Below are 24,482 nucleotides of genomic sequence, written 5' to 3' on the forward strand. Positions count from 1 at the left end.
CGGGCCCGGCCGGTTCCGGCGCCGGTCAGGACCGGCGGTGTATCGGCCTGGCCACAAACGGGTGGACGCCGGGCGGTGCGTCCGGGCGCAGGCCCTAGGCTGGCCTGCGGTGCCGCCCCCGGGACGGGGGCGGTCGCACCAGGGGGCCTCAGCCGGGGGACGGCAACGGGGTGTTCCACCGTGGAGCCGGCGCGGAGACCGACCGCGCGGCTGGGCAGAGAGGACAACGCCGTGTCGGTGACCCTTGCCAAGGGGCAGCAGGTCAGCCTGCAGAAGGGTTCGGGCGAGTCGCTGACGATCGTCCGGATGGGGCTGGGCTGGAAGGCGGCGCCCAGGCGCGGCCTGTTCGGCAGCCGCACCCGCCAGATCGACCTGGACGCCTCGGCGCTGCTGTACGCCGAGCAGACCCCGTCCGACGTGGTCTTCTTCCAGCACCTGGAGAGCGACGACGGCTCCGTCCGGCACACCGGCGACAACCTGGTCGGCGGCAGCGGGTCCGGCGCCGACGACGAGTCGATCCTGGTGGACCTGGCGCACGTGCCGGCCCACATCACCCAGGTGGTGTTCACGGTCAGCTCGTACACCGGCCAGACCTTCGCCGAGGTGCAGAACGCGTACTGCCGCCTGGTGGACGACTCCACCGGGCTGGAGCTGGCCCGGTACGAGCTGGCCGGCGGCGGCCCGCACACCGGCCAGATCATGGCCAAGGTGTACCGCGAGGCGGCCGGCGGCTGGGCCATGCTGGCGATCGGCGCACCGGCCCGGGGGCGGACCTTCCAGGACCTGCTGCCGGCCATCGAGCCGTTCCTCTAGGGCCGTCGAGCCGCTCCTCCAGCAGGTGCCGCCGTGGTGCCCCGGGGGCGGTGCCGCGGGGCGGTTCTTTACCTTCTTTACCTTCCTTTGGACTTCCTGTTACTCTCGATGGCAGCGGAGGGGAGTATTCCCTGCAGCAGTTGTCCCGTCATCACGGACGCCCCGAGCGGCGTCCCGGGGCGCTGGTCCGAGCACTCGCCGAGCGAGTCCGACGGGCGGAAGAGACCTCCGGCAGTGACGATGTCTGTCTCGCCTACCTGCCGGAGGAGCAGTAGTGGACGTTTCCGTAAGCATGTGGGTCGGCACGATCGGTGTGCTGTTGGCGCTGATCGTGGCCGATTTCTTCATCGGCGGCCGTAAGCCGCACGAGGTTTCGGTCAAGGAAGCCGGTATCTGGACCACGGTCTGGGTCGTGCTGGCCGTGATCTTCGGCGGGTTCCTCTGGTGGCACTCCGGGTCGAAGCCGGCCGGCGAATTCTTCGCCGGGTACATCACCGAGAAGTCGCTCAGCGTCGACAACCTGTTCGTGTTCATTCTGATCATGGGCAAGTTCGCGGTGCCGAGGATCTACCAGCAGCGCGTGCTGATGTTCGGCGTGATCATCGCGCTGGTGCTGCGCGCGGTCTTCATCGCCGGCGGTGCGGCGCTGGTGGCGCAGTTCTCCTGGGTGTTCTTCATCTTCGGCGCATTCCTGGTCTGGACGGCCTGGAAGCTGATCAAGGAGGCCCGGTCCGACGAGGAGGACGAGGAGTTCGAGGAGAACCGTCTGCTCAAGTCGATCGAGCGGCGCTTCCCGTCCACCGACAAGTACCACGGCACCAAGCTCTTCGTCCGGGAGAACGGCCGCCGGCTGATGACGCCGATGCTGATCGTCATGCTGGCGATCGGCACCACCGACGTCCTGTTCGCGCTGGACTCGATCCCGGCGATCTTCGGCCTCACCCAGGACCCGTACATCGTCTTCACCGCCAACGCCTTCGCGCTGATGGGCCTGCGCCAGCTGTACTTCCTGATCGGCGGGCTGCTGAAGAAGCTGGTCCACCTGTCGTACGGCCTGTCCGTGATCCTCGGCTTCATCGGCGTGAAGCTGGTCCTGCACGCGCTGCACGAGCAGGGGGTGCACGTCCCGGAGATCGGCATCCCGTTCTCGTTGGGCTTCATCGTGGTGGTGCTCGCCGTCACCACCGTGACCAGCCTGATGGCCTCCAGGAAGCAGGAGCGGGAGGCCGGGCAGGCGGAGAAGATCGACGCCTGAGCCCCCGTGGCAACCCCGTGCACGGCAGCCCCGTGCACCGACGGCGGCGGGCCCGCGACCGAGCAGTGGTCGCGGGCCCGCCGCCGTCGTCGTGCCGGTCGCCCGGCCGGGCCGGCTACCAGCCGCGCTCGCGCCACTCCTGGAGGTGCGGGCGCTCGGCGCCGAGGGTGGTGTCGCTGCCGTGGCCGGGGTAGACCCAGGCCTCGTCCGGCAGGGCGTCGAAGAGCTTCTCGTTGACGCCCCGGAACAGGCTCGCGAAGGCCTCCGGCTCGCCCCAGGTGTTGCCCACCCCGCCGGGGAAGAGGCAGTCGCCGGTGAAGACGTGCGGGTGCCCCTGCGGGTCGTCGTAGACCAGCACGATCGCGCCGGGGGTGTGGCCGACCAGGTGGCGGACGGTGAGCCCGACCTGTCCGACCCGGACGGTGTCGCCGTCCGCCAGGGCCAGCCCGGTCGGCACGTCGATGCCCTCGGCGTCGTGCTCCCCGGCCGCGGTGCGGGCCCCGGTGGCCGCGACCACCTCGGCGAGCGCCGCCCAGTGGTCGTGGTGGCGGTGCGTGGTGACCACGGTGGCCAGCGTGTCGCCCACCGTCTCCAGCAGCACCGGCGCGTCGGCGGCGGCGTCGATCAGCAGCTGCTCGTCGGTGGCCCGGCAGCGCAGCAGGTAGGCGTTGTTGTCGTACGGTCCGACGGCCACCTTGGTGATGATCAGGTGGGCCAGCTCGCGCACGTCCGGCGGTCCGCCGACCTTGACCGCTCCGTGGTACGTCATCCGTCCGCTCCTAGAGGTGTGGGTTGACCTGACCTGACAGCATCCTCGCGCCGTCAGCCCAGCGGGGGAAGTCGGGGCAGCGCGGTGCGGCCGTCGGTGAGCTGGACGCCGCCCCGGTGGACCTGAAGGCCGTCGCCGTCGGAGCGGCCGGAGAGCCAGGCGGTGAGCGCCCGGACGGGGCCCTCGACGGTGAGCTCCGGCCCGCCCTCCTCGCTGCCGATCAGGGCGCCGTCCTCGGTGTCGTCGGCGATCAGCCGCACGCCCGGCAGGGCGCCGTCGCCGGCCAGCCGGTCGCTCAGCCGGCGGAACTCCACCCCGGCCAGCTCCGCGGGCCAGTGCGCGGCGGTGTAGCCGGCGTCGAGGTCGACGTGGTGGTACTCGACCTCCAGCAGGCGCTTCCAGGGGATCTCGGACGCCTCGAAGACGTAGCCGGTGCGGTGGCGCACCTCGGCCGTCCAGGCCGCGGCGGGCAGCAGCGCCGCCGCGTCGGCGAACCGCCGGTCGGAGGCGCGCAGGTCGGCGAGCTGGACGTCCAGCGGGCGGGGCGCGTCCGTCTCGATGTCCCGGTCGCGGGCCTCGCCGCTCGGGTACTGCGGGATGTCGGTGCCGGTGCGGGCGCCGTCCAGCAGGTTGACCAGGGAGTCGGCGTTGCGGGCGAGGTGCGCCAGGACGTGGCCCCTGGTCCAGCCGGGCAGTGCCGAGGGCTCGGCCAGCGCCTCGGGCTTGAGCCCGGCCACGGTGTGCAGCAGGCGCTCGGTGCTCTCCGCGACGGCGGTGAGCTGCGCGGCGGCGCGGGCGGCGCTCTGGGGGTCGGTCATCGGTCCTCCGGATCGGCGGGCTCGCGGCGTTGCCTCCAGGCCCCGCCGCTCGTTGACGTGGTGACGTTACCGCCGATCCCCGGGCCGAACAGGAGTAGTTTCGAACGGACCGGGGCGGGCTCGGGGCGCCCCGTCACTCGTTCGGGTGGACTCGGCTGGACAGGCTCGATAATCGAACGCGTGAGCTAGTAGGCTGGCTGCCGCATCCTGGAAGAAGTACGCATCACTTCCGCCAGCCATCTCGCCCCGGAGAAAGGCGCCAGAAGCAGTGGCCGACCGCCTCATCGTCCGCGGTGCTCGCGAGCACAATCTCAAGAACGTCTCGCTCGACCTGCCCCGCGACTCCCTCATCGTTTTCACGGGCCTCTCCGGGTCCGGCAAGTCCTCGCTCGCCTTCGACACGATCTTCGCCGAGGGGCAGCGCCGGTACGTCGAGTCGCTGTCCTCCTACGCCCGGCAGTTCCTCGGGCAGATGGACAAGCCCGACGTCGACTTCATCGAGGGCCTCTCCCCGGCCGTCTCGATCGACCAGAAGTCCACCAACCGCAACCCGCGGTCGACCGTCGGCACCATCACCGAGGTCTACGACTACCTGCGCCTGCTGTTCGCCCGGATCGGCAAGCCGCACTGCCCGCACTGCAGCCGCCCGATCGCCAAGCAGTCCCCGCAGGCCATCGTGGACAAGGTGCTGGAGCTCACCGAGGGCACCCGGTTCCAGGTCCTCAGCCCGGTGGTGCGCGAGCGCAAGGGCGAGTTCGTCGACCTCTTCGCCGACCTCCAGTCCAAGGGCTACGCCCGCGCCCGGGTGGACGGCGAGACGGTCCAGCTCGCCGAGCCGCCCAAGCTCAAGAAGCAGGAGAAGCACACCGTCGAGGTGGTCATCGACCGCCTCACCGTCAAGGAGAGCGCCAAGCGCCGCCTCACCGACTCGGTGGAGACGGCCCTGCGGCTCGGCGGCGGCATGGTCGTGCTCGACTTCGTCGACCTCCCGGAGGACGACCCCGAGCGCGAGCGGATGTACTCCGAGCACCTGTACTGCCCGTACGACGACGTGTCGTTCGAGGAGCTGGAGCCGCGCTCGTTCTCCTTCAACTCGCCGTTCGGCGCCTGCCCGGACTGCTCGGGCCTGGGCAACCGGATGGAGGTGGACCCGGAGCTGGTCGTCCCCGACGAGGAGAAGTCGCTCGACGAGGGCGCCATCCACCCGTGGTCCGGCGGCCACACCAAGGAGTACTTCCAGCGGCTGATCGGCGCGCTCGCCGAGGAGCTGGGCTTCCGCACCGACCTCCCCTGGGCCGGGCTGCCGGCCCGCGCCAGGAAGGCGCTGCTGTACGGCCACAAGCACCAGGTCGAGGTGAAGTTCCGCACCCGCTACGGGCGGGACCGCTCGTACACCACGGGCTTCGAGGGCGCGGTGCCGTTCATCCAGCGCCGGCACACCGAGGCGGAGAGCGACTCCAGCCGCGAGCGCTTCGAGGGCTACATGCGCGAGGTGCCCTGCCCGACCTGCCGGGGCACCCGGCTCAAGCCGGTCGTGCTCGCCGTCACCGTCGAGGGGCGCTCCATCGCGGACGTCTCGGCGATGTCGATCAGCGACTGCTCGGACTTCCTCGGCGCGATGAAGCTCAACGCCCGGGACAAGCAGATCGCCGAGCGCGTCCTCAAGGAGGTCAACGAGCGGCTGCGCTTCCTGGTCGACGTCGGCCTGGACTACCTGTCGCTCAACCGCGCGGCCGGCACGCTCTCCGGCGGCGAGGCCCAGCGGATCCGGCTCGCCACCCAGATCGGCTCCGGCCTGGTCGGCGTGCTCTACGTGCTGGACGAGCCGTCCATCGGCCTGCACCAGCGGGACAACCACCGCCTGATCGAGACGCTCGTCCGGCTGCGGGACATCGGCAACACCCTGATCGTCGTCGAGCACGACGAGGACACCATCAAGATGGCCGACTGGGTGGTCGACATCGGCCCCGGCGCCGGTGAGCACGGCGGCAAGGTGGTGCACTCCGGCTCGATGAAGGAGCTGCTCGCCAACAAGGAGTCGCTGACCGGCCAGTACCTGTCGGGCAAGCGGTTCATCCCGATCCCGGCCGCCCGCCGCGAGCGGGACCGCAAGCGCCAGCTGACCGTCCACGGCGCCCGCGAGCACAACCTCAAGGACGTCACGGTCGGCTTCCCGCTCGGCACGTTCACCGCGATCACCGGCGTCTCCGGCTCCGGCAAGTCGACGCTGGTCAACGACATCCTCTACACCCACCTCGCCCGGGAGCTGAACGGCGCCCGCAGCGTGCCGGGCCGGCACACCCGGATCACCGGCACCGACCTGGTGGACAAGGTGGTGCACGTCGACCAGTCGCCGATCGGCCGCACCCCGCGCTCCAACCCGGCGACCTACACCGGCGTGTTCGACCACGTCCGGCGGCTCTTCGCGGAGACGCAGGAGGCCAAGGTCCGCGGCTACCTGCCCGGCCGGTTCTCGTTCAACGTCAAGGGCGGCCGCTGCGAGAACTGCTCCGGCGACGGCACCATCAAGATCGAGATGAACTTCCTGCCCGACGTCTACGTGCCGTGCGAGGTCTGCCACGGCGACCGGTACAACCGGGAGACGCTGGAGGTCCACTACAAGGGCAAGTCCATCGCCGAGGTGCTGGACATGCCGATCGAGGAGGCCCTGCACTTCTTCGAGGCCGTCCCGGCGATCGCCCGCCACCTCCGGACGCTCAACGACGTCGGCCTCGGCTACGTCCGGCTCGGCCAGTCCGCGCCGACCCTCTCCGGCGGTGAGGCGCAGCGCGTCAAGCTCGCCTCCGAGCTGCAGAAGCGCTCCACCGGGCGGACGGTCTACGTCCTGGACGAGCCCACCACCGGCCTGCACTTCGAGGACATCAGCAAGCTGATCAAGGTCCTCTCCGGCCTGGTGGAGAAGGGCAACACGGTGATCGTCATCGAGCACAACCTCGATGTGATCAAGACGGCCGACTGGGTCGTCGACATGGGCCCCGAGGGCGGCTCCGGCGGCGGCACGGTCGTCGCCGAGGGCACCCCGGAGCAGATCGCCGCCGTCCCGGAGAGCCACACCGGCAAGTTCCTGCGGGACATCCTCCCGGGCGAGTTCACCGACGCCCCGGTCCCGGTCAAGGCACCGCGCAAGCGTGCCGCGGCCAAGAAGCAGCCCGCCGCCAAGAAGTAGCCCGTGGCCCGTCGCCGACCGCGGCCCGCCGCCGCCCGCCCCGGCGGCGGCCCGTCGCCGCAGCCCGGCCGTCCCGTCACGGGGCGGCCGGCTGTGCGCCGCATAGAATCCCGCTGACGCAGGACCGCCCGGCCCGCCGGGACCGCCCACCCCACCAGGAGCAGCCACCGATGTCCGAGGCCCCCGAGACCCCCGCCGCCTCCCGTCGCACCGTGCTCTGCGGCGCCGCCGCCGTGCTCGCCGCCGGCGGCACGGTCGCCCTGTCCGGCTGCGCCTCCGCCGGCTCCTCCTCGGCGCCGAAGTCCTCCACCCCGGCGAAGCCCAAGGAGCCGGTGGTGGTCGGCCCGGCCACGGACGTACCGGTGGGCGGCGGCACGGTCTACCGGGAGAAGAAGATCGTCGTCACCCAGCCCGCCGAGGGGCAGTGGGAGGCGTTCAGCGCCGTCTGCACCCACGCCGGCTGCGTGGTCGACAAGGTCGAGGACCAGCTGATCAAGTGCCCCTGTCACGGCAGCAACTTCAACTTCACCACCGGCGCCCGCGTCGAGGGCCCGGCGACCAAGCCGCTGCCCGAGTACCAGGTGGTCGTCGAGGGTGGAAACCTCAAGGTGACTCCGAGCTGAAGCAGTTGATCCGCACTCCGCACGCCCGACCCGACTCGGTACGGTGGACCCATGGCTGACCCGTCCACCTACCGCCCCGCCCCGGGCGCGATCCCGGCCTCTCCGGGCGTCTACAAGTTCCGCGACGCCCACGGGCGGGTCATCTACGTCGGCAAGGCCAAGAGCCTGCGGCCCCGCCTCTCGTCCTACTTCCAGGACCTCGCGGGGCTGCACCCGCGCACCGCGACGATGGTCACCACCGCCGCCTCGGTGGAGTGGACGGTGGTCGCCACCGAGGTCGAGGCGCTCCAGCTGGAGTACTCCTGGATCAAGGAGTTCGACCCCCGCTTCAACGTCAAGTACCGCGACGACAAGAGCTACCCGGAGCTCGCCGTCACCCTCGACGAGGAGTACCCGCGGGTCCAGGTGATGCGCGGGGCGCACAAGAAGGGCGTGCGCTACTTCGGGCCCTACGGGCACGCCTGGGCGATCCGCGAGACGGTCGACCTGCTGCTGCGCGTCTTCCCCGTCCGCACCTGCTCCAACGGCGTCTTCAAGCGCGCCCGCCAGGTCGGCCGGCCCTGTCTGCTCGGCTACATCGGCAAGTGCGCCGCGCCCTGCGTCGGCAAGGTCTCGGCCGACGAACACCGGGCGCTCGCCGAGGACTTCTGCGACTTCATGGCCGGCCGCACCGGCAACTACCTGCGCCGGCTGGAAGAGCAGATGCAGGAGGCCGCCGAGGAGCTGGAGTACGAGCGGGCGGCCCGGCTGCGCGACGACATCGGGGCGCTCAAGCGCGCGATGGAGAAGAACGCCATCGTGCTCGCCGACGCCACCGACGCCGATCTGCTCGCCGTCGCCGAGGACGAGCTGGAGGCCGCCGTCCAGATCTTCCACGTCCGCGGCGGCCGGGTGCGCGGCCAGCGCGGCTGGGTCACCGACCGGGTCGAGGACGTGGACACCGCCGGCCTGGTCGAGCACGCCCTCCAGCAGCTCTACGGCGGCGTCGGCGAGGACGACCGGCGCGAGTCGGTGCCGCGCGAGGTGCTCGTCCCCGCGCTGCCCGAGCCGGTCGAGCCGGTCCGCGCGTGGCTGAGCGGCCTGCGCGGCGCCCAGGTGGACCTGCGCGTCCCGCAGCGCGGCGACAAGAAGGACCTGATGGCCACCGTGCAGCGCAACGCCCAGCAGGCGCTGGTGCTGCACAAGACCAAGCGCGCCTCCGACCTCACCACCCGCAGCCGGGCCCTCCAGGAGATCGCCGACGCGCTGGAGCTGGACTCCGTCCCGCTGCGCATCGAGTGCTTCGACATCTCCCACCTCCAGGGCGAGGACGTGGTCGCCTCGATGGTGGTCTTCGAGGACGGCCTGGCCCGCAAGAGCGAGTACCGCCGGTTCCAGATCAAGGGCTTCGAGGGCCAGGACGACGTCCGCTCGATGCACGAGGTGATCGGCCGCCGGTTCCGCCGCTACCTGCAGGAGCGCGAGCAGACCGGGGAGTGGGCCGTCCCGGAGGAGGGCGGGGAGGACGAGCCGGGTGCACCGGCCGGCCCCGTCGACCCGGAGACGGGCCGCCCGCGCCGGTTCGCCTACCCGCCGCAGCTGCTCGTCGTCGACGGCGGCCGGCCGCAGGTCGCCGCGGCCAAGCGGGCCCTGGACGAGCTGGGCATCGACGACGTCGCGCTGTGCGGCCTGGCCAAGCGGCTGGAGGAGGTCTGGCTGCCCGGCGAGGACGACCCGGTGGTCCTGCCGCGCAGCAGCGAGGGCCTCTACCTGCTCCAGCGGGTCCGCGACGAGGCGCACCGCTTCGCGATCGGCTACCAGCGCAACAAGCGCTCCAAGCGACTCACCGCCGGGGAGCTGGACTCCGTTCCCGGCCTCGGCGAGACTCGCCGCCAGGCGCTGCTCAAGCACTTCGGTTCGCTGAAGAAGCTCCGGGCGGCCACCGTCGACGAACTCTGCGCCGTGCCCGGCATCGGACGCCGCACGGCGGAGACTGTTGCGGCAGCGTTGTCCTCCCGTACACCGGCGGCACCGGCCGTGAACACCGCCACCGGCGAGATCATCGATGACGGCGCCGACGCGGTCGGCGGCCCGGCGGACGCAGCGCCCCGGACCACCGCAGGACCGCGGGGCGCCGAGCCGACGACCGCCGGGCCGACGACAGGGCCGACGACCGCGGTGCCGCCCACCGCAGTGCCGACGACCGCAGTGCCGAAGACCGCAGAGCCGCAGGACCAAGTGCCGCCGACCGCGGCACCCCGGACCGCACCTTCCCAGGAGACGCCATGACGGCCGACGCCGCCCGTCAGCCGGCGCGCCCCGCGCTCACTCGTCCGAGTGGACCGGGGAAGCATGCCCGCGCGACGCGCGTTCTCCTCAGCAGAACCATCGAGAGCGGGGAACCGAAGTGACGATGCCCGACCACGGGAGTACCCCCCGGCCGGAGGCCGGGGCGGAGAACGTCCCGGAGCTGGTGATCATCTCCGGCATGTCCGGAGCCGGCCGATCCACCGCCGCCAAGTGCCTGGAGGACCTCGGCTGGTTCGTCGTGGACAACCTGCCGCCGGCCCTCATCCCCACCATGGTCGACCTCGGCGCCCGTTCCCAGGGGAACGTCGCCCGGATCGGCGCCGTGGTGGACGTCCGCGGCCGCCAGTTCTTCGACGACCTGCTCACCTCGCTGGACGAGCTGGAGAAGCGCGGCGTCCGGCTGAGCGTGGTCTTCCTGGACTCCTCCGACGACGCCCTCGTCCGCCGGTTCGAGAGCGTCCGCCGGCCGCACCCGCTGCAGGCCGACGGCCGGATCGTCGACGGCATCGCCCAGGAGCGCGACCTGCTGCGCGAGCTGCGCGGCGAGGCCGACCTGGTGATCGACACCTCCAACCTCAACGTGCACCAGCTGCGCGCCAAGCTCGACGCGCAGTTCGCCGACCACGACGAGCCCGAGCTGCGCGCCACCGTGATGTCCTTCGGCTTCAAGTACGGCCTGCCGGTCGACGCCGACCTCGTGGTGGACTGTCGCTTCCTGCCCAATCCGCACTGGGTGCCCGAGCTGCGGGCCCGTACCGGCACCGACTCCGACGTCGCCGACTACGTGTTCCGCCAGCCCGGCGCCAACGAATTCCTGAACGGCTACGCCGAGCTGTTGCGCATCGTCACCGAGGGGTACCGCCGCGAGGGGAAGCGCTACATGACGCTTGCCGTAGGCTGCACCGGTGGCAAGCACCGCAGCGTCGCGATGTCCGAGCGCCTGACGAAGCGTCTCGTCGCCGACGGGGTCGAAACGGTGCTCGTCCACCGTGACATGGGACGGGAGTAGCCGCCGTCTTCCTGCCGGGCCGCCGGCGGAGGCCGGCGGCGGGCAAGAGGAACGCGAGGTGGGTGTGACGGGATACGTGCCCGGGCGGCAGCTCCAGAACAAGACCGCCGACCGGACGGGGGCCCCGTCGCGCTCCGCGTGGGCCGGCCGCCTGCGGGCCGGCCAGGCCCGTAGCAACCCGGCCCGCACCAGTCCCTCCCGTACCAGCCAGCCGCCCCGGAGCAAGCAGGCACCCCGGATCACCGCCCTCGGCGGCGGCCAGGGCCTCTCCGCCTCGCTCTCCGCGCTGCGCCGGCTGACCACCGACCTCACCGCCGTGGTCACGGTGGCCGACGACGGCGGTTCCAGCGGGCGGCTGCGCGAGGAGCTCGGGGTGCTGCCCCCGGGGGACCTGCGCAAGGCGCTGGCCGCGCTCTGCGGCGACGACGACTGGGGCCGCACCTGGTCCGAGGTGATCCAGCAGCGCTTCACCAGCACCGGTGAGCTGGGCGGCCACGCCGTCGGCAACCTGCTGATCGTCGCGCTCTGGGAGAAGCTCGGGGACCCTGTGGCCGCCCTGGACTGGGTGGGCCGGCTGCTGAACGTCCAGGGCCGGGTGCTGCCGATGTCGGCGGTGCCGCTGGACATCGAGGCGATAGTCCGCGGGCACGACCCGGCACACCCCGGTGCGCTGTCCGCCGTCCGCGGCCAGGCCAGCGTCGCCGTCACGCCGGGTACGGTCCAGTCGATCCGGCTGCTGCCGGACGCGCCGCCGGCCGTCCCGGAGGCCGTCACCGCCGTCCGCGAGGCGGACTGGGTGGTGCTCGGCCCGGGCTCCTGGTTCACCAGCGTGCTGCCGCACCTGCTGGTGCCCGAGCTGGCCGCGGCGCTCACCGAGACCCGCGCCCGCCGCCTGCTCACCCTGAACCTGGCCCCGCAGCCCGGCGAGACGGAGGGCTTCACCCCGCAGCGCCACCTGGAGGTCATCGCCGACCACGCCCCCACCCTCGCGGTGGATGCGATCCTGGTGGACGAGCGCGCCGTCACCGGCGGCGCGTTCGGCCTGGCGGACCTGGCCGGTCTGGAGAAGGCCGCCGAGCGGATGGGCGCCGCCCTGGTGCTCGGCCGGGTCGCCCGCACCGACGGCACGCCGCGACACGACCCGGAGCTCTTGGCCGCCGCGTACGACCGGATTTTCCGGACACATGGAAGGATCGGGCCATGGCGATGACTCCAGCGGTGAAGGACGAAATCAGCCGGCTCCCGGTCACCCGGGCCTGCTGCCGCAAGGCGGAGGTCTCGGCGATCCTGCGATTCGCGGGCGGGCTGCACATCGTGAGCGGCCGCATCGTGATCGAGGCGGAGCTGGACACCGGCGCGGCGGCGCGCCGGCTGCGCAAGGACCTGCTGGAGATCTTCGGACACTCCTCGGACCTGGTCGTGATGGCTCCCGGCGGCCTGCGCCGCGGCAGCCGCTACGTGGTCCGGGTGGTCAAGGACGGCGAGCTGCTGGCCCGCCAGACCGGACTCGTGGACGGCCGCGGCCGTCCGATCCGCGGCCTGCCCCCGGCCGTCGTCTCCGGGGCCACCTGCGACGCCGAGGCGGCGTGGCGCGGCGCCTTCCTGGCGCACGGCTCGCTCACCGAGCCCGGCCGCTCCTCCTCGCTGGAGATCACCTGCCCCGGTTCGGAGGCCGCCCTCGCCCTGGTCGGCGCCGCCCGCCGGCTCGGCATCCCGGCCAAGGCCCGCGAGGTGCGCGGCGTGGACCGGGTGGTGATCCGCGACGGGGACGCCATCGGCGCGCTGCTGACCCGGCTCGGCGCGCACGAGTCGGTGCTCGCCTGGGAGGAGCGCCGGATGCGGCGCGAGGTCCGGGCCACCGCCAACCGCCTGGCCAACTTCGACGACGCGAACCTGCGCCGCTCGGCCCGCGCCGCGGTGGCGGCGGGCGCCCGGGTGCAGCGGGCGCTGGAGATCCTCGGCGACGAGGTGCCCGAGCACCTGGCCGCCGCAGGCCAGTTGCGGATGCAGCACAAGCAGGCCTCGCTGGAGGAGCTGGGCGCGCTGGCGGACCCGCCGCTCACCAAGGACGCGGTGGCCGGCCGGATCCGCCGGCTGCTGGCGATGGCCGACAAGCGCGCCTCCGAGCTCGGCCTGCCCAGCACCGAGGCCAATCTGACCGACGAGATGGCGCTCAACTAGCGATCACCGTCCGTGAACACGCCGAGCCGGTGTCCGAATTGCGGACACCGGCTCTCGCGTGTCCGGACGTGCGGAGCGGACAGTTCGTGCCCGGGTGCACTTGGTCCGGACCAACTGCCGCCGACGGCAAGGGCGGAAGGCCTGTTCCCGGCCTCTTGACACGCCACGCCAAGGCGTCCGACCCGGCCTGATGTGCCCTCCCAGGCCTCGGAGGGGTAGGGTCATAGGCGGTCGGGGACATCCCAAATTCCACCCCGTCGGCATAGTTCCGGCGTACCTAACGAGGAGATCGGTTCGTGACGATCCGGGTAGGCATCAACGGATTCGGCCGCATCGGCCGCAACTTCTTCCGGGCGGTCAAAGCCCAGGGCGCGGACATCGAGATCGTCGGTGTCAATGACCTGACCGACACCAAGACGCTGGCGCACCTGCTCAAGTACGACTCGATCCTGGGCACCTTCCCGGGCGAGGTGTCCCACACCGCGGACAGCATCACCGTCGACGGCAAGACCTTCAAGGTCATCGCCGAGCGTGACCCGGCCAACCTCCCCTGGGGCGAGCTGGGTGCGGACGTCGTCATCGAGTCGACGGGCATCTTCACCAAGGCCGACGCCGCCAAGAAGCACGTCACCGCCGGTGCCAAGAAGGTCATCATCTCGGCGCCCGCCTCCGACGAGGACATCACCATCGTGATGGGCGTCAACGACGACAAGTACGACGCCGCCAAGCACACGATCATCTCCAACGCCTCGTGCACCACCAACTGCGTGGCGCCGCTGGCGAAGGTGCTGAACGAGAGCTTCGGCATCGTCAAGGGTCTGATGACCACGGTGCACGCGTACACCAACGACCAGGTCACCCTGGACTTCCCGCACAAGGACCTGCGTCGCGCCCGCGCCGCGGCCCTCAACATCATCCCGACGTCCACCGGTGCCGCCAAGGCCACCGCGCTGGTCCTGCCGGAGCTCAAGGGCAAGCTGGACGGCACCTCGCTGCGCGTCCCGGTGCCCACCGGCTCGATCACCGACCTGGTCGTCACCCTGGAGCGCGACGTCACCGTCGAGGAGGTCAACGAGGCCTTCAAGAAGGCGTCGGAGAGCAACCTCCAGGGCATCCTGCAGTACACCGAGGACCCGATCGTCTCCAGCGACATCGTGAACTCGCCGTTCTCCACGATCTTCGACTCGCTGCTGACGATGGCCCAGGGCAACCAGGTCAAGATCTTCGGCTGGTACGACAACGAGTGGGGCTACTCGAACCGCCTCGTCAACCTGACCACCCTCGTCGGTGGACAGCTCTGACGCTGCGGGAGCTGAAGTGAAGTAAGGGGGAGGGCCCGGAAGGCTTCGACGCCGTCCGGGCCCTCGTCTGCGCACCCTCAACTCCCCCTTGACGGCCCGCCGTTGTGCCGTCGCCTGCTCCACCTTCTCCCCAGGAGACCGAAGATCGTGAAGACCATCGAAGACCTCGACGTCGCCGGCCGTCGCGTGTTCGTGCGCGCCGACCTGAACGTGCCGCTGTCCGGCGGGACGATCACCGACGACGGACGGATCCGGGCTGTCGCCCCGACCATCGCCAAGCTCGTCGCCCGCGGCGCGAAGGTCGTCGTCGCCTCCCACCTCGGCCGCCCGAAGGGCGAGCCGGACCCGCAGTTCTCCCTCGCGCCGGTGGCCGTCCGCCTCGGCGAGATCCTCGGCGTTCCGGTCGCGTTCGCGACCGACACCGTGGGCGAGAGCGCGAAGGCCACCGTCGCCGCCCTGGCCGACGGCGAGGTCACGCTGCTTGAGAACCTGCGCTTCAACGCCGGTGAGACCAGCAAGGACGACGCCGAGCGCGGCGCCTTCGCCGACGAGCTGGCCGGCCTCGCCGACCTCTACGTGGGCGACGGCTTCGGTGCGGTGCACCGCAAGCACGCCTCCGTCTACGACCTGCCGGCCCGGCTGCCGCACGCCGTCGGCGACCTGATCGCCACCGAGGTGGGCGTGCTCAAGCGCCTCACCGAGGAGGTCGAGCGCCCGTACGTCGTCGTGCTCGGCGGCTCGAAGGTGTCCGACAAGGTCGGCGTCATCGACAACCTGCTCGGCAAGGCCGACCGCATCCTGATCGGCGGCGGCATGGCGTACACCTTCCTGCACGCGCTGGGCCACGAGGTCGGCATCTCGCTGCTGCAGAAGGACCAGGTCCCCGTCGTCCTGGACTACCTGGAGCGCGGCAAGGCGAACGGCGTCGAGTTCGTGCTGCCGGTGGACGTCGCGATCTCCGCGAAATTCCCCGACACCAAGACGCACGCGCCGGTCGAGGACTTCGAGATCGTCGACGCGGACAAGATTCCCGCCGACAAGGAGGGCCTGGACATCGGCCCGAAGACCCGCGAGCTCTTCGCGGAGAAGCTGGCCGACGCCAAGACGGTGTTCTGGAACGGCCCGGTCGGCGTCTTCGAGCACCCGGCCTTCGCCGAGGGCACCAAGGCCGTCGCGCAGGCGCTGCTCGACAGCGACGCGTTCACCGTGGTCGGTGGTGGTGACTCCGCCGCCGCCGTCCGCATCCTGGGCTTCGACGAGACGAAGTTCGGGCACATCTCGACCGGCGGTGGCGCGAGCCTTGAGTACCTGGAGGGCAAGACGCTCCCCGGTCTCGCCGCCCTGGAAGGCTGAGGCAATGACTGAGCGTCTCCCGCTGATGGCGGGCAACTGGAAGATGAACCTCAACCACCTTGAGGCCATCCAGCACACCCAGAAGCTGGCCTTCGCGCTGGCCGACAAGGACTACGAGTCGGTCGAGGTGGCCGTCCTCGTGCCGTTCACCGACCTCCGCTCGGTGCAGACCCTGGTCGACGGCGACAAGCTGAAGATCAAGTACGGCTCGCAGGACATCTCGCAGCACGACTCCGGTGCCTACACCGGCGAGGTCTCCGGCCCGATGCTGTCGAAGCTGAAGTGCACCTACGCGGTGATCGGCCACTCGGAGCGCCGCCAGTACCACGGCGAGAACGAGGAGATCGTCAACGCCAAGGTCAAGGCCGCCTACCGGAGCGGGATCACCCCGATCCTGTGCATCGGCGAGCCGCTGGACATCCGCAAGGCCGGCACCCACGTCGAGTACACGCTGGCCCAGCTCGACGGCGCCCTCCAGGACGTCCCGGCCGCGCAGGCCGAGTCCGTCGTGGTCGCGTACGAGCCGGTCTGGGCGATCGGCACCGGCGAGGTGGCGACCCCCGAGGACGCCCAGGAGGTCTGCGCCGCCATCCGTGTGCGGATCGCCGAGCTGTACGACGCCGAGCTGGCCGGCAAGGTCCGCGTGCTCTACGGCGGTTCGGTCAAGTCGTCGAGCGCGGCCGGTCTGATGGCCAAGCCCGACGTCGACGGCGGCCTGATCGGCGGTGCCTCGCTGGACGCCGAGGAGTTCGTCAAGATCGTGCGGTACCGTGACCAGGCAGTAGGCTAACGCCGCCGCAGCAACGTAGGCTTTGGGGCCGGACCGCTCACCGCGGGCCCGGCCCCTTCGCCGAAGATACGAGAGAGTTGGTCCCGTCGTGGTTATCGGGTTCTCGATTGCCCTGATCATCTTCAGCCTGCTGATGATCCTGCTGGTGCTGCTGCACAAGGGGAAGGGCGGCGGCCTGTCCGACATGTTCGGCGGCGGCGCGATGTCCACCGGTGGCGGTTCGGCGGTGGCCGAGCGCAACCTGGACCGCATCACGATCATTGTCGGCGTTGGCTGGTTCGCATGCATCATCGTGCTCGGCCTGGTGCTCAAGTACAAGAGCTGACGTATCGCTGACGCCCCGTCGCCCCGCGGCCTATGCTGGAACGGTCCGGGGCGGAGCCGGTGGTGGTGGACCCTTAACTCCTGCTTACACTAGGACGACTTTCGCCACCGACGCGCACCGCGGCGGGTGGGCGCACCAGCACGCAGGGAGTCAGACCGTGGCAAGTGGCAACGCCATTCGTGGCAGCAGGGTCGGAGCCGGCCCGATGGGGGAGGCGGAGCGCGGCGAGTCCGCCCCGCGCAACCGGATCACCTTCTGGTGTGCCAACAAGCACGAGACCCGCCCCAGCTTCGCTGCCGAGGCGGTCATCCCGGACACCTGGGACTGCCCGCGCTGTGGTTTCCCGGCCGGACAGGACGAGCAGAACCCGCCTGCTCCCTCGCGCAACGAGCCGTACAAGACCCACCTCGCCTACGTCCGCGAGCGGCGCACCGACGCCGACGGCGAGGCGATCCTCGCCGAGGCACTGGCCAAGCTGCGCGGCGAGATCTGAGCCCGGGCCGTACGCACGAAGGGCGCCACCGTATCGGATACGGTGGCGCCCTTCGGCGTCCGCGGGCCCCGGCCGGGGCCCGCGGATCAGGCCGAGGCCGGCGGGTACAGCTGCGGCGGGATCTGCGCCGCCGCGGACCGGTCCAGCAGCCAGAGCGTGCGGCTGCGGCCGTACGCGCCCGAGGCGGGCGCCTGCAGCTCGCCCGGCCCGGACAGTGCCACCGCGACCGCGCCGGCCTTGTCCTCGCCCGCCGCCAGCAGCCAGACCTCGCGGGCCGAGCGGATCGTCGGCAGGGTGAGCGAGATCCGCACCGGCGGGGGCTTCGGCGCACCGCGCACGCCGATCACCGTCAGCTCGGTCTCCCGCACGCCCGGGTGCTCGGGGAAGAGCGAGGCGACGTGGGTGTCCGGGCCGACGCCCAGCAGCAGCACGTCGAAGGCGGGGACGCCGAGCCGGTCACCCGGTCCGGCGGCCTTCGCCAGCTCCTCGGCGTAGCGGGCCGCGGCGGCCTCCACGTCCGAGCCGTCCACGCCGTCCGAGGCGGGCATCTCGTGCACCCGCGCCGGGTCGAGCGGGACGGCGTCGAGCAGCTCCGCCCGGGCCTGGACGGCGTTGCGCTCGGGATCGGCGGAGGGCACGAAGCGCTCGTCGCCCCACCAGAGGTCGAGCCGGGCCCAGTCCACCGCGTCCCGGGCGGGGGAGGCGGCGATGGCGGCCAGCAGCGCGTTGCCGTTGCGTCCGCCGGTGAGCACCACCGAGGCGGTGCCGCGGGCGGCCTGGGCGTCCACGATCCGGGTGATCAGCCGGGCCGCGGCGGCCTGGGCCATCAGCTCCTTGTCGCGGTGGACGACCAGCTGCGGGGTGGCCGCGGTCATGAGCCCGCCCGCTTGGTCGCGCGTCGGGCGGCCGGCTTGGCCGGGGCCTTCTTCGCGACGGCCGTCTTGGCGACCGCCTTCTTGGCGACGGTCTTCTTCGCGGCCGCCGGCTTGGCAACGGCCGGCTTCGCGACCGCCGTCTTGGAGGCCGCCGTCTTCGTGACCGCCTTCTTGGTGGCGGTCCGCTTGGTGGCGGTCTTCTGCACGGCGGGCTTCGCGGCGGCCTTCCCGCCCGCCGCCTTCTCCGCGGCGGGAGCCTCGGTGGCGGGCACCTTGGCGGTCACCCGGACCGGGGCGGCCACCGCGGCCTCGGCGACCGCCTGGGGCGCCCGCCCGGCCGCCGCCGCGGCGTCCGCGTCGGCCTGCTCGCGCAGCCGGTCCACGGGCGTGCGGACGGCCGTCGCGTAGATGTCGTCCGGGTCGAGGCGGCGCAGCTCCTCCGCGATCAGCTCGGAGGTCTCGCGGCGCTTGAGCGCCACCTGGCGGTCCGGCGAGCCGGGCATCGAGAGCGTGCCCATCAGGCCGTCCGGGCGGTCCAGGGTGATGTCCCCGTCCTTGGTGCGCAGGTGCACCGCGGTGATGCCCGGGCCGCCGGTGACGACCCGCTCGACCGGCACGTGCAGCCGGTTGTGCAGCCAGAGGCCGAGCAGCTCGACGCTGGGGTTGTACGACTCGCCCTCGACCATCGCGGAGACGACCGTGGACGGCCGCTGGTCCAGCGCGGCGGCCAGCATCGAGCGCCAGCCGGTGATCCGCGTCCAGGCCAGGTCGGTGTCGCCCGGGGTGTAGCTCTGGGCCCGCTGGGCGAGCTGCCCGACCGGGGACTCGGCGGTCACCGCGTCGGTGATCCGGCGCTGGGCGATGGCACCGAGCGGGTCCTGCGCCGGGTGCAGCGGCGCGTTCTCCGGCCACCAGACCACCACGGGGGCGTCCGGGAGCAGCAGCGGCAGGACGACGGACTGCGCGTGCGCGACGAGCTCGCCGTGCATCCGCAGGACGACCGTCTCGCCGGAGCCGGCGTCGCTGCCGACCAGGATCTCGGCGTCCAGGCGGGTCTCCGCGCGGGCCCGGGGCGAGCGCCCGGCCCGCTTGATGACCGCCAGGGTGCGCGAGGGGTGCTCGCGGGAGGCGTCGTTGGCGGCCTTGAGGGCGTCGTACGCGCTGCCCTCGTCCGTCACGATCACCAGGGTGAGCACCATGCCGGCGGCGGTGGAGCCGCCGGCCCGGCGCGCCTCCATCAGCGCGGCGTTGATCTTGCTGGACGTCGTGTTCGTGAGGTCGATCTTCATGGCCGGCGCCAGCTCCTGCCGTCTCGTGAGAGCATCTCGTCCGCTTCGGTCGGGCCCCAGGTGCCCGCCGGGTACTGGGCGGGCTTGCCGTGGGTGTCCCAGTACGTCTCGATCGGGTCGAGAATCTGCCAGGAGAGCTCGACCTCCTGGTGGCGCGGGAACAGGTTGGCGTCGCCGAGCAGGACGTCGAGGATGAGCCGCTCGTACGCCTCCGGGCTGGACTCGGTGAAGGACTCGCCGTAGGCGAAGTCCATCGTGACGTCCCGGACCTCGAAGGAGGTGCCCGGCACCTTGGAGCCGAACCGCACCGTCACGCCCTCGTCCGGCTGGACCCGGATGACCAGGGCGTTCTGCCCCAGCTCCTCGGTCGCGTAGGAGTCGAACGGCAGGTACGGGGCGCGCTGGAAGACCACCGCGATCTCGGTGACCCGGCGGCCGAGCCGCTTGCCGGTGCGCAGGTAGAACGGCACGCCCGCCCAGCGGCGGTTGTTGATCTCCAGCTTGATGGCCGCGTAGGTGTCGGTCTTGGAGTCCGGGTTGATGCCGTCCTCGTCGAGGTACCCGACGACCTCCTCGCCACCCTGCCAGCCGGACGCGTACTGGCCGCGCACGGTGTGCTTGCCGAGGTCGGCCGGGAGCTTGACGGCGCTGAGCACCTTGAGCTTCTCGGCGACCAGCGCCTTGGGGTGGAAGGACGCCGGCTCCTCGATGGCGGTGAGCGCCATCAGCTGGAGCAGGTGGTTCTGGATGACGTCCCGGGCCGAGCCGATGCCGTCGTAGTAGCCGGCCCGGCCGCCGATGCCGATGTCCTCGGCCATGGTGATCTGCACGTGGTCGACGTACGACCGGTTCCAGATCGGCTCGAACATCTGGTTGGCGAAGCGGAGCGCCAGGATGTTCTGGACGGTCTCCTTGCCCAGGTAGTGGTCGATCCGGAAGACCTCGTCCCGGGGGAAGACCTCGTGGACGATCCGGTTCAGCTCCTGGGCGCTCTCCAGGTTGTGGCCGAAGGGCTTCTCGATGACGGCGCGCCGCCAGGAGCCCTGCGGCGGGTCGGCCAGGCCGTGCTTCTTCAGCTGCTGGACGACGGTGGGGAAGAACTTCGGCGGCACCGAGAGGTAGAAGGCGAAGTTGCCGCCGGTGCCCTGTGCCTTGTCGAGCTCCTCGATGGTCTCGCGCAGCTTGTCGAAGGCGTCGTCGTCGCCGAAGTCGCCCTGGACGAAGCGCATGCCCTTGGCGAGCTGCTGCCAGACCTCCTCGCGGAACGGGGTCCGCGCGTGGTCCTTGACCGCGTCGTGGACCTCCTTGGCGAAGTCCTCGTCCTCCCACTCGCGGCGGGCGAAGCCGACGAGCGAGAAGCCCGGCGGGAGCAGACCGCGGTTGGCGAGGTCGTAGATGGCCGGCATCAGCTTCTTGCGGGACAGGTCGCCGGTGACCCCGAAGATGACCAGGCCGGACGGCCCCGCGATGCGCGGGAGCCGCCGGTCGGCAGGGTCACGAAGCGGGTTGACGGGGGCCGGCGGGGGGTCGCCCGCGTCCGAATCCGATGTCAACTCGGGGAAATCAGTGCTCACTTGATGGGCTCCGCTTTCGTGCGCTGGCTGTGAGCGGGGATCACTTCTCGTCGGCGAAGGAGGCGAGCGAGGCAGTGACGGTGTCGAGCAGCTCGTTCCAGGACTGCTCGAACTTCTCGACGCCCTCGTCCTCCAGCACCTGGACCACGTCGTCGTAGTCCACGCCGGCGGCGGCGATGGCGTCCATCACGGCCTTGGCGTCGGCGTAGTTGGGGACGATGGTGCCGCCGGTGATCACACCGTGGTCGCCGGTGGCGTCCAGGGTGGCCTCGGGCATGGTGTTGACGGTGCCGGGGGCGACCAGCTCGGTGACGTACAGGGTGTCCGGCAGGGCCGGGTCCTTGACGCCGGTGGAGGCCCAGAGCGGGCGCTGCGGCTTGGCGCCGGCGGCCTCCAGGGCCTTCCAGCGGTCGGTGCCGGCGTTCTTGCCGTCGACGCTGCCGAAGACCTCCTCGTACGCCTGGTAGGCGAGGCGGGCGTTGGCCAGGGCGGCCTTGGAGCGCAGGTTCTTGGCGTCGCCGCCGACCTTGTCGAGGCGCTTGTCGATCTCGGTGTCCACGCGGGACACGAAGAAGGAGGCGACGGACTCGATCTGGGAGAGGTCCAGGCCCTTGGCCTTGGCGGACTCCAGGCCGGTCAGGTAGGCGTCGATGACGGCCCGGTAGCGCTCCAGCGAGAAGATCAGCGTGACGTTGACGCTGATGCCCTTGCCGATGACCTCGCCGATCGCGGGCAGGCCGGCCTTGGTGGCGGGGATCTTGATGAAGACGTTCGGGCGGTCGACCAGCCACCAGAGCTGCTTGGCCTCGGCGATGGTGGCGGCGGTCTCGTGGGCCAGCCGCGGGTCGACCTCGATGGAGACCCGGCCGTCGCGGCCGTTGGAGGCGTCGTAGACCGGGCGCAGCACGTCGGCGGCATCGCGCACGTCCGAGGTGGTGATCATGCGGACGGCCTCGTCGGTGGTGACCTTGCGGACCGCGAGGTCGCGCAGCTGGCCGTCGTACGAGGAGTCGCCGCCGCCGATCGCCTTCTGGAAGATGGTCGGGTTGGTGGTGACACCCACCACGTGCTTGTTCTGCACCAGCTCGGCCAGGTTGCCGGTGTTCAGCCGCTTGCGGCTGAGGTCGTCCAGCCAGATCGCCACGCCTTCGTCGCTGAGGCGCTTCAGTGCGTCAGTCATGGTGCTCAGTCCTTTTTCTTCTGTCTGCGTGGGGTCGTCGGAGGGGCCGGGGCGCTCGATGTGCGGTCGGCGCCCCGGCCGGGTGCGGCTAGCGGTTGACGGCTTCGAGCGAGCGCAGCGCGTTGTGGGCCTCGGCGACCACGCGCTCGGAGGTCAGGCCGAACTCCTCGTACAGCACCTTGTAGTCGGCGGAGGCACCGAAGTGCTCCAGCGAGACGATCCGGCCGTGGTCGCCGACCAGCTCGCGCCAGCCCTGGCCGATGCCGGCCTCGACCGAGACGCGGGCCTTGACCGACGGCGGCAGCACGCTGTCGCGGTAGGCCTGGTCCTGCTCCTGGAACCACTCGAAGGACGGCAGCGAGACCACCCGGGTCGCGACACCCTCGGCCTCCAGGACCTCGCGGGCCTTGACGGCGAGCTGGACCTCGGAGCCGGTGCCCAGCAGGATCAGCTGCGGGTCGCCGTTGGACGCCTCGGCCAGGATGTAGCCGCCCTTCGCGGTGCCCTCGGCGGAGCCGAAGACCTCGCGGTCGAAGGTCGGGACGTTCTGGCGGGTGAGCGCGAGGCCGACCGGGCCGGGGTGGGTGGTCTGGCGCTCGACGACGGTGCGCCAGGCGACGGCCGTCTCGTTGGCGTCGGCCGGGCGGACCATGGTCAGGCCCGGGATGGCGCGCAGCGAGGCCAGGTGCTCGACCGGCTGGTGGGTCGGGCCGTCCTCGCCGAGGCCGATCGAGTCGTGCGTCCAGACGTAGGTGACCGGCAGCTTCATCAGTGCGGCCAGCCGGACGGCCGGGCGCATGTAGTCGGCGAAGACCAGGAAGGTGCCGCCGAAGACGCGGGTCTTCCCGTGCAGCGCGATGCCGTTCATGGCCGAACCCATGGCGTGCTCGCGGATGCCGAAGTGGATCGTCCGGCCGTACGGGCTGGCGCTCTTCAGCGGGTTGCCCTCGGGGAGGAAGGAGCTCTCCTCGTCGATGGTGGTGAGGTTGGACTCCGCGAGGTCGGCCGAGCCGCCCCACAGCTCCGGGATCACCGCGCCGATCGCCTTGAGGGTCTCGCCCGACGCCTTGCGGGTGGCGACGTCCTTGCCGGCCTCGAAGACCGGGACGGCCTTCTTCCAGCCCTCGGGCAGCTCGCCGGCCTGGATCCGGTCGAACTCCGCGGCGCGGTGCGGGTGGGCGGCGCGCCAGGCGGTGAAGGACTGCTGCCACTCGTCGCGGGAGGCCTTGCCGCGCTTGATGACCTCGCGGGCGTGCCCGATGACCTTCTCGCTGACCTCGAAGGTCTTCTCCGGGTCGAAGCCCAGGACCTTCTTGGTGGCGGCGATCTCGGCGGCGCCGAGCGCGGAGCCGTGCGCCTTGGCGGTGTTCTGGGCGTCCGGGGCCGGCCAGGCGATGATCGTGCGCATCGCGATCATCGACGGGCGGGAGGTCTCGGCCTTGGCCGCGGCGAGCGCCTCGGCCAGCACGGCCACGTCGATGTCGCCGTTGGCCTTCGGGGCGACCCGCTGGACGTGCCAGCCGTACGCCTCGTAGCGCTTGAGGACGTCCTCGGAGAAGGCGGTCTCGGTGTCGCCCTCGATCGAGATGTGGTTGTCGTCGTAGAGGGCGACCAGGTTGCCCAGCTTCTGGTGGCCGGCGAGCGAGGAGGCCTCCGCGGAGATGCCCTCCTCCAGGTCGCCGTCGGAGACGATGGCCCAGACGGTGTGGTCGAACGGCGACTCGCCGGCCGGGGCGTCCGGGTCGAAGAGGCCGCGCTCGAAGCGCGCGGCCATCGCCATGCCCACCGCGTTGGCGATGCCCTGGCCGAGCGGGCCGGTGGTGGTCTCGACGCCCGCGGTGTGACCGTGCTCGGGGTGACCGGGGGTGCGGCTGCCGGCGACCCGGAAGGCCTTGAGGTCGTCCAGCTCCAGGCCGTAGCCGGAGAAGTACAGCTGGGTGTAGAGGGTCAGGCTGGTGTGCCCCGGGGAGAGGACGAATCGGTCGCGGCCCACCCAGGCCGGATCGGTCGGGTCGTGGCGCAGGAAGCGCTGGAAGATCAGGTAGGCGGCCGGGGCCAGCGACATGGCCGTCCCCGGGTGTCCGTTGCCGACCTTCTGGACCGCGTCCATGGCCAGGACCCGGGCCGTGTCGACAGTGCGCTCGTCCAGTTCGGACCACTCGAATGTATTCGTCGGCGTCGTGCTCACCCTGTCTCAGGGCTCCTTCCGTTGTGAAGAGTGACCCCGTGAGGGGGACCGGGTCGGCCACGTCGGTGGGGCCGGACGCTTGGGTGGTGCCGGTCACGGAGGGTAGATCCCGCTTCTGGGGCGAGCCTACCGTCCGTGCTGAGGCTCACCCTCCGTGCTGAGACAACCGG

General features: G+C 71.4%; 19 protein-coding genes and 1 pseudogene. 13 read left to right on the plus strand and 7 right to left on the minus strand.

The features are described 5' to 3' along the window. Positions 1–231 precede the first annotated feature (231 nt). On the plus strand, positions 232–813 hold the full coding sequence (locus tag OH807_RS28855; protein WP_406204437.1) for a TerD family protein: 582 nt from the start codon (positions 232–234) through the stop codon (positions 811–813). A gap of 274 nt (positions 814–1,087) precedes the next feature. Continuing rightward, positions 1,088–2,068 carry a TerC family protein gene (locus OH807_RS28860; RefSeq protein WP_406204439.1) on the plus strand — a complete coding sequence of 327 codons (981 nt, stop codon included), beginning with the start codon at positions 1,088–1,090 and terminating at the stop codon, positions 2,066–2,068. Positions 2,069–2,183: 115 nt separating this feature from the next. Here the strand turns inward: OH807_RS28860 and OH807_RS28865 are convergent, their stop codons facing one another. After that, positions 2,184–2,837, minus strand: a complete 654-nt coding sequence (locus OH807_RS28865) for an MBL fold metallo-hydrolase (RefSeq protein WP_406204442.1) — start codon at positions 2,835–2,837, stop codon at positions 2,184–2,186. Positions 2,838–2,890: 53 nt separating this feature from the next. After that, positions 2,891–3,655 carry a maleylpyruvate isomerase family mycothiol-dependent enzyme gene (locus OH807_RS28870; protein ID WP_406204445.1) on the minus strand — a complete coding sequence of 255 codons (765 nt, stop codon included), beginning with the start codon at positions 3,653–3,655 and terminating at the stop codon, positions 2,891–2,893. A gap of 268 nt (positions 3,656–3,923) precedes the next feature. Between OH807_RS28870 and uvrA the strand changes: the two genes are divergently transcribed. The 11 genes from uvrA to OH807_RS28925 all read left to right on the plus strand — a co-directional run bounded on the left by uvrA (position 3,924) and on the right by OH807_RS28925 (position 17,206). Continuing rightward, positions 3,924–6,842: an excinuclease ABC subunit UvrA gene (gene uvrA / locus OH807_RS28875; RefSeq protein WP_406204448.1), complete on the plus strand. Its 2,919-nt coding sequence runs from the start codon at positions 3,924–3,926 to the stop codon at positions 6,840–6,842. Positions 6,843–7,012: 170 nt separating this feature from the next. Then, positions 7,013–7,465: a Rieske (2Fe-2S) protein gene (locus tag OH807_RS28880; RefSeq protein ID WP_406204451.1), complete on the plus strand. Its 453-nt coding sequence runs from the start codon at positions 7,013–7,015 to the stop codon at positions 7,463–7,465. Positions 7,466–7,516: 51 nt separating this feature from the next. Continuing rightward, the gene (gene uvrC, locus OH807_RS28885) at positions 7,517–9,733 is read left to right on the plus strand and encodes an excinuclease ABC subunit UvrC (protein WP_406204453.1); all 2,217 of its coding nucleotides are present in this window, start codon (positions 7,517–7,519) and stop codon (positions 9,731–9,733) included. Positions 9,734–9,857: 124 nt separating this feature from the next. Next, entirely contained in the window at positions 9,858–10,763 is a 906-nt protein-coding gene (gene rapZ / locus OH807_RS28890; protein WP_406211257.1) for an RNase adapter RapZ, read from the plus strand. 76 nt (positions 10,764–10,839) lie between these two features. Next, entirely contained in the window at positions 10,840–11,973 is a 1,134-nt protein-coding gene (gene yvcK, locus OH807_RS28895; protein WP_406211258.1) for a uridine diphosphate-N-acetylglucosamine-binding protein YvcK, read from the plus strand. Further along, positions 11,964–12,944 (plus strand): DNA-binding protein WhiA, encoded by a 981-nt coding sequence (gene whiA / locus OH807_RS28900; RefSeq protein ID WP_209411690.1) that lies wholly within the window; start codon positions 11,964–11,966, stop codon positions 12,942–12,944. Before yvcK ends, whiA begins: the two co-directional genes overlap by 10 nt. 296 nt (positions 12,945–13,240) lie before the next feature. Continuing rightward, positions 13,241–14,245, plus strand: coding sequence for a type I glyceraldehyde-3-phosphate dehydrogenase (gap, locus tag OH807_RS28905; RefSeq protein WP_406204456.1), 1,005 nt, complete (start codon positions 13,241–13,243; stop codon positions 14,243–14,245). 147 nt (positions 14,246–14,392) lie between these two features. Beyond that, the gene (locus OH807_RS28910; RefSeq protein WP_406204458.1) at positions 14,393–15,598 is read left to right on the plus strand and encodes a phosphoglycerate kinase; all 1,206 of its coding nucleotides are present in this window, start codon (positions 14,393–14,395) and stop codon (positions 15,596–15,598) included. 4 nt (positions 15,599–15,602) lie between these two features. Next, positions 15,603–16,388 carry a triose-phosphate isomerase gene (tpiA, locus tag OH807_RS28915; protein WP_406204461.1) on the plus strand — a complete coding sequence of 262 codons (786 nt, stop codon included), beginning with the start codon at positions 15,603–15,605 and terminating at the stop codon, positions 16,386–16,388. 88 nt (positions 16,389–16,476) lie between these two features. Beyond that, on the plus strand, positions 16,477–16,713 hold the full coding sequence (secG, locus tag OH807_RS28920; RefSeq protein ID WP_406204464.1) for a preprotein translocase subunit SecG: 237 nt from the start codon (positions 16,477–16,479) through the stop codon (positions 16,711–16,713). A gap of 157 nt (positions 16,714–16,870) precedes the next feature. Continuing rightward, the gene (locus tag OH807_RS28925; RefSeq protein ID WP_406204467.1) at positions 16,871–17,206 is read left to right on the plus strand and encodes an RNA polymerase-binding protein RbpA; all 336 of its coding nucleotides are present in this window, start codon (positions 16,871–16,873) and stop codon (positions 17,204–17,206) included. Between the two features lie 86 nt (positions 17,207–17,292). Here the strand turns inward: OH807_RS28925 and pgl are convergent, their stop codons facing one another. The 5 genes and pseudogenes from pgl to tkt form a co-directional block, all read right to left on the minus strand. Beyond that, positions 17,293–18,081 carry a 6-phosphogluconolactonase gene (pgl, locus tag OH807_RS28930; RefSeq protein WP_406204470.1) on the minus strand — a complete coding sequence of 263 codons (789 nt, stop codon included), beginning with the start codon at positions 18,079–18,081 and terminating at the stop codon, positions 17,293–17,295. Positions 18,082–18,439: 358 nt separating this feature from the next. Next, a pseudogene (opcA, locus tag OH807_RS28935) lies at positions 18,440–19,370 on the minus strand (glucose-6-phosphate dehydrogenase assembly protein OpcA); the annotation flags it as partial. Further along, positions 19,367–20,923 carry a glucose-6-phosphate dehydrogenase gene (zwf, locus tag OH807_RS28940; protein WP_406211260.1) on the minus strand — a complete coding sequence of 519 codons (1,557 nt, stop codon included), beginning with the start codon at positions 20,921–20,923 and terminating at the stop codon, positions 19,367–19,369. The pseudogene opcA and the gene zwf, both read right to left, overlap by 4 nt. Positions 20,924–20,984: 61 nt before the next feature. Then, positions 20,985–22,124, minus strand: a complete 1,140-nt coding sequence (tal, locus tag OH807_RS28945) for a transaldolase (protein WP_406204473.1) — start codon at positions 22,122–22,124, stop codon at positions 20,985–20,987. Between the two features lie 88 nt (positions 22,125–22,212). Then, entirely contained in the window at positions 22,213–24,312 is a 2,100-nt protein-coding gene (gene tkt, locus OH807_RS28950) for a transketolase (protein WP_406204476.1), read from the minus strand. Between the last annotated feature and the right edge of the window lie 170 nt (positions 24,313–24,482).

The sequence above is a fragment of the Kitasatospora sp. NBC_01560 genome, from assembly GCF_045208415.1.
GTDB lineage: Bacteria > Actinomycetota > Actinomycetes > Streptomycetales > Streptomycetaceae > Kitasatospora.

Coding starts and splice junctions, on each gene's coding strand:
- uvrC (WP_406204453.1), top strand. CDS start 7,517: ATGGCTGACCCGTCCACCTACCGCCCCGCCCCGGGCGCGATCCCGGCC.
- OH807_RS28870 (WP_406204445.1), bottom strand. CDS start 3,655: ATGACCGACCCCCAGAGCGCCGCCCGCGCCGCCGCGCAGCTCACCGCC.
- tpiA (WP_406204461.1), top strand. CDS start 15,603: ATGACTGAGCGTCTCCCGCTGATGGCGGGCAACTGGAAGATGAACCTC.
- tal (WP_406204473.1), bottom strand. CDS start 22,124: ATGACTGACGCACTGAAGCGCCTCAGCGACGAAGGCGTGGCGATCTGG.
- OH807_RS28880 (WP_406204451.1), top strand. CDS start 7,013: ATGTCCGAGGCCCCCGAGACCCCCGCCGCCTCCCGTCGCACCGTGCTC.
- whiA (WP_209411690.1), top strand. CDS start 11,964: ATGGCGATGACTCCAGCGGTGAAGGACGAAATCAGCCGGCTCCCGGTC.
- rapZ (WP_406211257.1), top strand. CDS start 9,858: ATGCCCGACCACGGGAGTACCCCCCGGCCGGAGGCCGGGGCGGAGAAC.
- OH807_RS28865 (WP_406204442.1), bottom strand. CDS start 2,837: ATGACGTACCACGGAGCGGTCAAGGTCGGCGGACCGCCGGACGTGCGC.
- pgl (WP_406204470.1), bottom strand. CDS start 18,081: ATGACCGCGGCCACCCCGCAGCTGGTCGTCCACCGCGACAAGGAGCTG.